At 73.3% G+C, this 10608-nt stretch carries 10 protein-coding genes; 3 read left to right on the top strand and 7 right to left on the bottom strand.

What is annotated here, in order from left to right:
- Together UWG_RS0123895 and UWG_RS0123890 are read right to left on the bottom strand one after the other, a co-directional pair.
- Nucleotides 1-339, bottom strand: a 339-nt coding sequence (locus tag UWG_RS0123895; RefSeq protein ID WP_237720267.1) for an NAD(P)H-hydrate epimerase, incomplete at its 3' end; no start/stop codon positions are given.
- A 39-nt stretch (nucleotides 340-378) separates the two neighbouring features.
- A complete protein-coding gene (locus UWG_RS0123890) occupies nucleotides 379-747 on the bottom strand; it encodes a holo-ACP synthase (protein WP_016909722.1) in 369 nt (122 codons plus the stop codon).
- Between the two features lie 104 nt (nucleotides 748-851).
- Here UWG_RS0123890 and coaA point away from each other — a divergent pair, with 104 nt between their 5' ends.
- Complete coding sequence (coaA, locus tag UWG_RS0123885) at nucleotides 852-1799, top strand: type I pantothenate kinase (RefSeq protein ID WP_016909721.1); 948 nt, start codon at nucleotides 852-854, stop codon at nucleotides 1797-1799.
- A 7-nt stretch (nucleotides 1800-1806) separates the two neighbouring features.
- On the opposite strand, the gene UWG_RS0123880 is transcribed toward coaA, so the two are convergent.
- The 5 genes from UWG_RS0123880 to UWG_RS0123860 all read right to left on the bottom strand — a co-directional run bounded on the left by UWG_RS0123880 (nucleotide 1807) and on the right by UWG_RS0123860 (nucleotide 7546).
- Nucleotides 1807-2601 carry a helix-turn-helix transcriptional regulator gene (locus UWG_RS0123880; RefSeq protein WP_016909720.1) on the bottom strand — a complete coding sequence of 265 codons (795 nt, stop codon included), beginning with the start codon at nucleotides 2599-2601 and terminating at the stop codon, nucleotides 1807-1809.
- A 414-nt stretch (nucleotides 2602-3015) separates the two neighbouring features.
- Entirely contained in the window at nucleotides 3016-4401 is a 1386-nt protein-coding gene (glmM, locus tag UWG_RS0123875) for a phosphoglucosamine mutase (protein WP_016909719.1), read from the bottom strand.
- Nucleotides 4402-4640: 239 nt separating this feature from the next.
- Nucleotides 4641-5144 (bottom strand): 30S ribosomal protein S9, encoded by a 504-nt coding sequence (gene rpsI, locus UWG_RS0123870; RefSeq protein WP_016909718.1) that lies wholly within the window; start codon nucleotides 5142-5144, stop codon nucleotides 4641-4643.
- Between the two features lie 42 nt (nucleotides 5145-5186).
- Nucleotides 5187-5630 carry a 50S ribosomal protein L13 gene (gene rplM / locus UWG_RS0123865; RefSeq protein ID WP_016909717.1) on the bottom strand — a complete coding sequence of 148 codons (444 nt, stop codon included), beginning with the start codon at nucleotides 5628-5630 and terminating at the stop codon, nucleotides 5187-5189.
- 254 nt (nucleotides 5631-5884) lie between these two features.
- The gene (locus UWG_RS0123860; protein ID WP_016909716.1) at nucleotides 5885-7546 is read right to left on the bottom strand and encodes an ABC-F family ATP-binding cassette domain-containing protein; all 1662 of its coding nucleotides are present in this window, start codon (nucleotides 7544-7546) and stop codon (nucleotides 5885-5887) included.
- A gap of 238 nt (nucleotides 7547-7784) precedes the next feature.
- Here UWG_RS0123860 and UWG_RS0123855 point away from each other — a divergent pair, with 238 nt between their 5' ends.
- Nucleotides 7785-8522 (top strand): hypothetical protein, encoded by a 738-nt coding sequence (locus tag UWG_RS0123855; RefSeq protein WP_016909715.1) that lies wholly within the window; start codon nucleotides 7785-7787, stop codon nucleotides 8520-8522.
- Between the two features lie 593 nt (nucleotides 8523-9115).
- Nucleotides 9116-10423: an MFS transporter gene (locus UWG_RS0123850; RefSeq protein WP_016909714.1), complete on the top strand. Its 1308-nt coding sequence runs from the start codon at nucleotides 9116-9118 to the stop codon at nucleotides 10421-10423.
- Nucleotides 10424-10608 lie beyond the last annotated feature (185 nt).

Raw genomic sequence — 10608 nt, 5'->3', positions numbered from 1 at the left:
CTCGCCCTCGACGGCGGCGCCCGGCGCCGGCACGGCGCGCCCGCCGGCGGCGTGGAGCGCGCGGAGTCCGCCCTCGTGCACGCGCTCGGGTGCGAGGAGCACCGCCGTCACGCCGGCGCCCCGGCGGGCGAGACGCGCTCCGGCGCAGAGCGCGTCGCCGCCGTTGTCGCCGCTGCCGACGAGGAGGACGACGCGCGCCCCCGACGTCCGCCCGAGCAGCCCTGCGCACGCCGCCGCGAGCCCGGCGGCGGCTCGCTCCATCAGCGCCCCCTCGGGCAGCCGCGCCTTCAGGGCCTCTTCGGCCGCCCGTACCGTCTCCACCGTGTGCGCAGTCCTCATGCCCCCAGTCTCACCGGCGTGGGGCCGGAGCGCAGGCGGTCACCCCTCCGCGAGCACCACGGCGGAGGCGACACCGGCGTCGTGGCTGAGCGACAGGTGCCAGTGGCGCACGCCGAGCTCCTCCGCGCGCGCCAGCACCGTGCCCGTCACCACCAGGTAAGGGCGCCCCGACTCGGCGACCCGCACCTCGGCGTCCTGCCAGCGCAGGCCGCGGGGGGCACCGAGCGACTTGGCGAGCGCCTCCTTCGCCGCGAACCGTGCGGCGAGCGACGCGGGTCCGCGGCGCGCCCCGTCGGGGAGGCGCAGCTCGCTCTCGGTGAAGAGCCGTGGGGCGAGGCTCGGCGTCCGCGCGAGCGCGGCCCCGAAGCGCTCGATCCCCGCCACGTCGATCCCCACTCCGACGATCATGAGCCCCCGCCCTCGCACTCCGCTCCCGCTGACCCCCGTACGCTACCGCCCGTCGCAGCGCCCCCGGGGATGAGCGTCCCGGAGGGGCCGCGCAGAATGGCAGCGTGTCGACCAAGCCGTACATCGACTTCCCGAGGAACGAGTGGAGCGCCCTCCGCGAGCGCACCCCGCTGCCGCTGACGGCGGCGGAGGTGGAGCAGCTCCGCGGCCTCGGCGACGTCGTCGACCTCGACGAGGTCAGGGACGTCTACCTGCCGCTCTCCCGCCTCCTCAACCTCTACGTGGGCGCCTCCCACGAGCTGCGCTCCGCGGCGCGCACCTTCCTCTCCGGCACGGGCCACGAGCCGACGAGCCGCACCCCGTACGTGATCGGCGTCGCGGGCAGCGTCGCGGTAGGCAAGTCGACGGTCGCGCGGCTGCTCCAGGCGCTGCTCGCGCGGTGGCCCGAGCACCCGCGGGTGGAGCTCGTCACCACGGACGGGTTCCTGCTGCCCGGGTCCGAGCTGCGGGAGCGGGGGCTGATGGCACGCAAGGGGTTCCCCGAGTCGTACGACAGGCGGGCGCTGACGCGGTTCGTCGCCGATGTCAAGGCCGGGAAACCGGAGGTGGGTTGCCCCGTCTACTCGCACCTCGTCTACGACATCGTCCCCGGCGAGGTCCACACGGTCCACCAGCCCGACATACTCGTCGTCGAGGGCCTCAACGTCCTCCAGCCCGCGCTGCCGGGCCGGGACGGCCGCACCCGTCTCGCCGTCTCCGACTACTTCGACTTCTCCGTCTACGTCGACGCCCGCACCGAGGACATCGAGGGCTGGTACCTCGACCGCTTCCGCCGGCTGCGGGAGACGGCGTTCCGGAACCCGCGCTCCTACTTCCACACCTACACGTCCGTCTCCGAGGAGGAGGCCCTGGAGTACGCGCGCGGGATCTGGCAGACCGTGAACAGGCCGAACCTGGAGGAGAACATCGCGCCCACCCGGGGCCGCGCCACCCTCCAGCTCCACAAGGGGCACGACCACAAGGTGCGCCGGCTCTCCCTCCGGAAGATGTGACGCGCGCTCAGCCCGGTGGCCCGAGCAGGCCGTGGGCCTGCGCTCGGAGGACGGTCTCCATGCGGTCCCTGGTGCCGAGCTTGCGGTAGAGGTTCTCCACGTGCTTGTGGACCGTCCGCCGGGAGATCCCCAACCTGCGCCCGATCGCTGCGGCCGTCAACGCCTCGGCGAGCAGCGCGAGTACGGCGGTCTCCCGCGGCGTCAGCCCGTGCGCCGCGGCGCGTTCCGCCGGTTCCGCGCCGGCGCGCGACGCCGACGCACGCCAGCCGTCGAGCACCTCCCGCTGCCCCGCGACGCCGGCGACGAGCGGTTGGAGCCGGCGCGCGCACTCCAGGTGCGCGTCGTCGAAGCCGCCGGCGCGGAAGAGGAGGAAGCCGGTGACGGGGCCGGTCGGGACGGGCAGCGGGAGGCCCATGACGTCCCCGGCGCCGAACGCCCGGCGGACGAGCCGGGCCGTCTCGCTCCGCCGCCATCCCGCCGGCGCGATACCGCGGGCGGTCGCCGGCATGCGGTCGCGCGTCGCGACATAGTGGTCGGCGAGCGGGTAGCAGCGGCGGATCGCGGCGCCGGTCTCCTCGTCGATCCCGGCGCCCGGTCCTTCGGCCGTCGCGACGAGAAGGGCGCCGGCTTCGGCGCTCCACTCGCCCGCCTTGCGGATGAGGACGTCGCCCCCGCAGACGCGCGGGAGCTGGGCGGCGAGGAGGGGCCAGAGCCGGTCGGGATCCCTCTCGTGGAGCACCGCGACGGCGAGATCGAGCATCCGCTCCCACTCGGGTGCCGCTACGGCCGACGCGGTGACCACGGCACTGTTCCCCCTGTCGATACGCACTCTTGCCCATACCGCCTGCCCGGTGATCGTCGCAGGCTGGTGGACGTGCACGGACCTCGGGGTCGTATGCGGTTCTCGGGGGGCGCATGCGGCTCCGGGGTCGAGCGCCGTCCGGAGAGGGCAGCAGGCACGGGCGCCAAGTACGCGGCAACAGCGGGGTGTTGCGACGTCCCGTGCGCGCGGCGGCGACCGCCGTCGAGGCAGCCCCGCGGAGGGGCCGGCGGCTCCCGTACCGAAGGTGACCCGAACGTCGGCAAGGAGGGGCACTGCCCCCGGTCGGCTCCGTGCGCAGCGCCTTCCTCGTCGGGAACTGCTGGGGCCGGACGCAGCTCGGGCGGCCCGCCGCGCTCCGGCGGGCCGCCCGACTCCGCGCGCTGTGCCGCGCGTTCAGCCCAGTACGCTCTTGACGACGTCCGCGAGCCGCCCCGCGACCGTCTGCGCCTGCCCCGCGTCCGCGGCCTCCACCATCACGCGGACCAGCGGCTCCGTGCCCGAGGGCCGCAGCAGCACCCGGCCCGTCGCGCCGAGCGCCCCCTCCGCCTCGCCGACGGCGGTGACGAGCTCGGGGGCCGTCTCCACGCGGGACTTGTCGACGTCGGGGACGTTGACGAGGACCTGCGGCAACCGCTCCATGACGGAGGCGAGTTCGGCGAGCGGCCGACCCGTCGCGGCCGCACGGGCGGCGAGCATGAGCCCGGTGAGCGTGCCGTCGCCGGTCGTCGCGTGGTCGAGCGCGATGACGTGCCCCGACTGCTCGCCGCCGAGCGAGTAGCCGCCGCGCTTCATCTCCTCCAGCACGTACCGGTCGCCGACCGCCGTACGCAGCAGCCGGATTCCCTCGCGCTCCATCGCCAGCGTGAACCCGAGGTTGGACATGACCGTCGCGACGACGGTGTCGTGCCGCAGCGTGCCCGCCTCCTTCATCGCGACGGCGAGGACGGCGAGGATCTGGTCCCCGTCGATCTCCTCGCCCGCCGCGTCGACGGCGAGGCAGCGGTCGGCGTCCCCGTCGTGGGCGACGCCGAGGTCGGCGCCGTGCTCGAGGACGGCGGCGCGCAGCCCTTCGATGTGGGTCGAGCCGCAGCCGTCGTTGATGTTGAGGCCGTCGGGCTCCGCCGCGATGGTGACGACGTCGGCGCCGGCGCGCGCGAACGCCTCGGGCGAGACCCGGGACGCGGCACCGTGCGCGGCGTCGATGACGACCCTGAGCCCGTCGAGGCGGTTGGGCAGGACGCCGACGAGGTGGGCCACGTAGTTGTCGAACCCCTCGTCGTAGTCGCGGACGCGGCCGACACCGTCGCCGGTCGGCCTCGACCACGGCTCGCCCGACGCGTGCTCGCGGTACCGCGCCTCGATGCGGTCCTCCAGCTCGTCCGCGAGCTTGTGCCCGCCGCGTGCGAAGAACTTGACGCCGTTGTCGGGCATCGGGTTGTGGCTCGCGGAGAGCATCACGCCGAGGTCGGCGCCGAGCGACCCCGTCAGGTAGGCGACGGCGGGCGTCGGCAGCACGCCGACGCGCAGCACGTCGATCCCCGCGCTGGCGAGGCCCGCGACGACGGCCGCCTCCAGGAACTCCCCCGAGGCACGCGGATCGCGGCCGACCACCGCGACGGGCTTCGCGGCACGGCCCTCGCGCGCCTCTTCCGGGTCGGCGACGATGCCGCTCTCGGCGAGTACATGGGCGGCGGCGACGGAGAGACCCATCGCCAGCTCCGCCGTGAGTCCTTCGTTGGCGACGCCGCGTACACCGTCCGTACCGAAGAGTCGTCCCACTTGTGGTTCCTCCGAGTTCACCAGGGCCGGAGCCCGTCTCGCGCCCGGCGCCTCCCAGGTATACGCGCCGCGCGCGTCCGGCCGCGGCGCGGGCCCCCGCCCGGCGCGTCAGCGTACGCGCGCACGCCCGTCCCCTGCCCGCAGCGCCACGGGTGGACCCGCGCGCGGGGACGGGCCGGGAGCGACGAACGCCCCGCGGCCGGGATGCCGTCGGGGCGTTCGAACAGGGCGTGCCCGGGTCAGCGCTTGCTGTACTGGGTGCCCTTGCGTGCCTTCTTGAGACCGGCCTTCTTCCGCTCCACCGCACGGGCGTCACGGGTGAGGAAGCCGGCCTTCTTCAGCGGGCCGCGGTTGTTGTCGACGTCCGCCTCGTTGAGCGCACGGGCGACGCCGAGGCGCAGGGCGCCCGCCTGGCCCGAGATGCCGCCGCCCGCGATGCGGGCGACGACGTCGTAGCGCTCGTCGAGCTCCAGGACCTTGAAGGGCTCGTTGACTTCCTGCTGGTGCACCTTGTTGGGGAAGTACCCCTCCAGGGTGCGGCCGTTGATCTTCCACTTGCCGCTGCCCGGGATGATCCGGACCCGCGCCACGGCGTTCTTGCGGCGGCCGGTGCCGGCGGCCGGCTGCGGCTCGCCGAAACGGCTTGCGAGGGACTCGGAGGTGAACTCCTCCGGGGCCTGCGGGGTCTCGCTGGTGTACTCCTCGACGCCCTCGACGGGGGTCTCGGGGGTGGTCTCGGCCACGATTCTCCTCAGCTTCTCTTCTTCAGACGGTGGTGGCCGGACTTACTGCGCGACCTGGCTGAACTCGAAAGGAACCGGCTGCTGAGCAGCGTGCGGGTGCTCGGGGCCCGCGTAGACCTTCAGCTTCGAGAGCATCTGACGGCCCAGGGTGTTCTTCGGGATCATGCCCTTGACGGCCTTCTCCACGGCACGGGCCGGGTTCTTCTCCAGCAGCTCGTCATAGCGGACGGAACGCAGACCACCCGGGTATCCCGAGTGGCGGTAAGCCATCTTCTGGGTCCGCTTGTTGCCGGACAGGTGCACCTTGTCGGCGTTGACGATGATGACGTAGTCACCCGTGTCGACGTGAGGCGCGTACACCGGCTTGTGCTTGCCCCGGAGAAGAATGGCGGCCTGGGAGGCCAGACGGCCCAGGACGACGTCACGGGCGTCGATGACGTGCCACTGGCGCTGGACGTCGCCGGGCTTGGGGCTGTACGTACGCACGGTCGTAGCCTTCGCTTCTTCAGTGGGTGGAGTCGCCTCGGACCCGGAGGGCCTGAGGTGACGGTCCTGACAAGGCCACCTGGCTGATCACGACAGCCTGAGCGCAGGCGGTGACGCATCCGCGCGCGCTCGCTGGTCATCGGCCGGCTGGCCGGTGTGCGGCCTCCCACGTGAGAACAGGCAAGCCAATACACACAACGATCCGACAGCCTACCGACCTGCACCCGCACGGGTCAAAACCGCTCCACCGCCCCTCACCGGGCCCTGGCCACCCGCTCCTCGTCCCAGACGGGCTCGGGCACCTCGCGCACCCGGCCGTCGGCGCCGAAGACGAGGAAGCGGTCGAAGCTCCGCGCGAACCAGCGGTCGTGCGTCACGGCGAGGACGGTGCCCTGGTAGGACTCCAGCCCTTCCTGGAGTGCCTCCGCCGACTCCAGGTCGAGGTTGTCGGTCGGCTCGTCGAGGAGGAGCGCGGTGGTGCCGGCGAGTTCGAGGAGGAGGATCTGGAAGCGCGCCTGCTGCCCGCCGGAGAGGCGGCCGAAGGGCTGCTCGGCCTGCCGGGTCAGCTCGTAGCGGTTGAGCGCGGGCATCGCGGCGCCGCGGTCCTGCGCGTGGTCCTTCCAGAGGATCTCCAGCAGGGTGCGGTCCTGCAGCTCGGGACGCAGGTGCGTCTGCGCGAAGTGCCCCGGGACGACGCGGGCGCCCAGCTTCCAGCTTCCGGTGTGCGCCACGGGGCCGCCCTCCGCCTCCGTCGACGGCCCCGTCTCGCCCGGTGCGCCGCTCGCCAGGAGCCGGAGGAAGTGCGACTTGCCCGAGCCGTTGGAGCCGAGCACGGCGACCCGCTCGCCGTAGAAGACCTCCAGGTCGAACGGCCGCATGAGCCCCGTGAGTTCGAGCCGCTCGCAGGTGACGGCGCGGACGCCCGTGCGCCCGCCGCGCAGCCGCATCCGGATGTCCTGCTCGCGCGGCGGCTGCATCGGGGGACCGGCCTCCTCGAACTTCTGGAGCCGGGTGCGGGCCGCCTGGAGACGGGAGGCCATGTCCGAGTTGAAGGCGGCCTTCTGCTTGTACATCGTGACGAGACGCTTCAGCTTGTCGTGCTCCTCGTCCCAGCGGCGGCGCAGCTCCTCGAACCTGGCGAACCGCTCCCGCCTGGCCGCGTGGTACGTCGCGAACCCGCCGCCGTGCACCCAGACGTCGCTGCCGGCGGCGCCGGGCTCGAAGCTGACGAGCTTCTCCGCCGCGTTGGCGAGGAGTTCGCGGTCGTGCGAGATGAAGAGGACGGTCTTGCCCGTCTCGCGGAGCTGCCCCTCCAGCCACCGCTTCCCCGGTACGTCCAGGTAGTTGTCCGGCTCGTCGAGGAGGAGGACCTGCTCCTGGCCGCGGAGCAGCGCCTCCAGTACGAGGCGCTTCTGCTCGCCGCCGGAGAGCGTCCGCACCGCGCGCCAGCGCGCTCGCGCGTAAGGGACGCCGAGGGCGGCGACCGTGCACATGTCCCAGACGGTCTCGGCCTCGTAGCCGCGGGCCTCGGCCCAGTCGGCCAGGGCCTGCGCGTACCGGAGTTGGGCGCGCTCGTCGTCCCGCTCCATGAGCGCCTCCTCGGCCGCCTCCACGTCGGCGGCGGCGCGGCGGATGCGGGGCGGTGCGACGGAGACGAGGAGGTCGGCGACGGTCGAGTCGTCCCGCACCGAGCCGACGAACTGCGGCATCACGCCGAGCCCCCCGCTGCTGGTGACCGAGCCGGCATCGGGGGCGAGTTCGCCGGCGACCAGGCGCAGCAGCGTCGTCTTGCCCGCACCGTTGGCGCCGACGAGGCCGACCGTCGCGCCCTCGCCGACGCGGAAGGAGACGTCGTCCAGGAGCGGGCGGCCGTCGGGCAGGAGGTAGTGCAGGTGCGCGACTTCGACGTGACCCATGGGGCGATTCTCGCCCGGCGGGGCCGCCCGGGGCGAACGGATTATTCCCCTTCCGTCCGCCTCCGCCGGGCTGCGGAGGCGCGTGCGGGCTGCACCACGGCGCGCGGGCGTCTATAGGATGCGCGGCATGAGCTTTGGGCAGGGGGGACCCGAGTGGGGTCCAGGGGGTTCGTCCACGCCGGACTGGACGGCGCTTGCCGAGGAGGCCGAGCGGGCCAAGGCCCGGCGCCGGCGGTGGATGGTGGTGGGCGGCGGGGTGCTCGCAACGGCCGCCGTCGCGGGGATCGTTGCCGTCGCCGTCGTCAACGAGGGCTCCGGCGGAAGCGCTTCGGACGCGCCGTCGAGCTCGCTCCCCTCGCCCGAGGAGCTGCCGACGGACCCCGACACCCAGCCGGAGCCGACGTTCAAGGACGAGCCCCCGCCGCCGCCTCCGCCGCTCGACTTCATCAAGGACGCCGAACACGACAAGGCGCCGCTCGGCACGGAGACCCTCTTCCCCACGAAGAAGGTCACCATCAACGGCCGCGGCTACCAGCGCGCCGAGACCCAGGCGACCACAGAGTGCGCGAAGGCGACCCACTCCGACCTCGGCAAGGTCCTCGACAGGCACGGTTGCAAGGAGCTCTACCGCGCGACGTTCACCCGGCAGGGCCTCGCCGTCACCGTCGGGATAGCGGTCTTCGACAAGAGCCGTACGGCGGCGGCCGTGAAGAAGGAGTACGAGCCCAACCTCAACGCGCTGCCCGGCAGCGGCGTCCCCGACTTCTGCCGCACGGTGACGTGCCGCACCACCGCCAACTCCCTCGGCAGGTACGCCTTCTTCACGATCGCGGGCCGCACCGACGGCAAGCCCTCGACGAGCGAGGACAAGACAGCCGCACGCGTGAGCCTCGACGGCTCGGACTACGCGTACGCACGCGTACTCCAGCGCGGCAAGGTGCAGTCCTCGAAGGCAGCGGCGGCGCCCGGGGAGTGATGGGCCGAGGGGCCCAACGTCCGTCGCGGCCGGGCGGCTTGACGCCGGACGCGGACACACGGCCACCGTGCACGGCGGCGGTCCGGACGACCGGCCACGCGGGGCGGCCGGCCCTCAACGCCTCTGGCAAACGGAGCAGTTGCAGCGCTCATCGGCCACCTGCCCCGCCGCCGGGGCCCGATCCGCACAGGGGCCCACGACCTCCGCAGCGATGAGCTCGTCCAACTCCGGTCGGCCCACGCACCGACCGCCCAGCCCCGACCGCCTCCGCACCCGGGGCGCACACCGAACGCGCCGGCCGCGCGGCCTCCCAACGGAGCGGCGGCCGGGGCGGCCGCACGCCTCCGTACGCCCGTCTCAGCGTCGAGCCCCTGACCTCCTTCCGTGATATAGATGCACTATGAAACATTCGCCCGAGCGGACCCGCACACCGCGTGGTGCACGCCACACGGGCCCGCCTCGCGTACGTCGCCTCTGACCGACACCCGCTCCCCGGAGCCGCCGGCCTCGGGGAGCCGTGCCGCGCGCGGTCCCACGTGCAGGCGCTCGCGCGGTACCACCCGTCGCACCTTCGTCGAAAGGGGAGCACGCCGATGGCCGGCCGCACCGCGGGCCCAGCAGCGAACCCGCTCAAGCAGCCGAAGGCGGTCTTCGCCGTCGCCTTCGCCTGCGTCGTCTCGTTCATGGGGATCGGCCTGGTCGACCCGATCCTCCCGGCGATCTCCGAGGACCTCGACGCCTCGCCGAGCCAGGTCACCCTGCTCTTCACCAGCTACCTCGTCGTCACCGCCGTCGCGATGCTGATAACCGGCTGGGTCTCCAGCCGGATAGGCGCCAAGCGGACGCTCCTCGTCGGCCTCGCGATCATCGTCGTCTTCAGCGCGCTCGCCGGGGCGAGCGGCTCGATCGACGGGATCGTCGGCTTCCGCGCAGGCTGGGGCGTCGGCAACGCGCTCTTCATCGCGACCTCGCTCGCCGTCATCGTCGCCTCCGCCAGCGGCGGGTTCGCCGGCGCGATCATCCTCTACGAGACGGCGCTCGGCCTCGGCATCGCGATGGGACCGCTCGTCGGCGGACTGCTCGGGCACATCAGCTGGCGCGGGCCCTTCTTCGGCGTCGCCGCGCTGATGGCGATCGCGATGATCGCCACGTGGGTGCTCGTCGAACCGCTCCCGAAGCCGGAGCGCAAGGGGCGGCTCACCGACCCGCTGCGCGCTCTGCGCCACCGCGGGCTGCTCACCATGTCGCTCACCGCGCTCTGCTACAACTGGGCGTTCTTCACCGTCCTCGGCTACGCGCCCTTCCCGATGGAACTCGGCGCCATCCAGTTGGGCTTCGTCTTCACCGGCTGGGGGCTGCTGGTGGCGCTCTTCTCCGTGGTCGGCGCCCCGTGGCTGCAGAGCCGGCTCGGCCTCGCGCGGACCCTCTACGCCAACCTGGCGCTCTTCGCCGTCGTCGTGCTCGTCATCGCCGTCTGGACGACGACGAAGCCGGTGCTCATCTGCGCCGTGATCGTCGCCGGCGTCTTCATCGGCATCAACAACACCGTGACGACGCAGGCCGTGATGACGGTCGCGCCCGTCGAGCGTCCCGTCGCCTCGGCCGCGTACGGGTTCGTACGGTTCATCGGCGGTGGGCTCGCGCCCTTCGCCGCGGGCAAGCTCGTCGAGGCGAGCAACGTGCACGTGCCGTTCTACGTCGGCTCCGGCGCCCTGGTGCTCGGCATCGCCATCCTCGCGACCGGACACCGCTTCCTGGAGAACGCGGAGCGCACACAGGCGGCCGAGGCCGCCGGGCACGAAGTCCCCGCGCCCGAGGCCGAGTCGGCGCCCGACGCAGCGCCCGGCACGGAGCCGGGCGAGCACCAGGCGACGGTACCGGCGGACCGCGCCACCGAGTGAGCGAGGGCGCGAGCGGCGCCCCTGCGGCCCCGCTCGCGCCCTCGCCCTCGGCTCAGCCGCGTTGCTCCGCGGTGGGGCTCGACGAGAGGACCGAGACGCGCACCACGGCCCTGCGAAGCAGGCCGTCGAGCAGCCCTTGCAGTGAAACCCGCTCGACTTGGCCACCTTTTGGAGGGACCTTTGAG

This window comes from Streptomyces xiaopingdaonensis, from assembly GCF_000262345.1.
Classification (GTDB): domain Bacteria; phylum Actinomycetota; class Actinomycetes; order Streptomycetales; family Streptomycetaceae; genus Streptomyces; species Streptomyces xiaopingdaonensis.
Note: the sequence above shows the minus strand (reverse complement) of the source record. Positions and strands in the feature narration are given on the sequence as shown.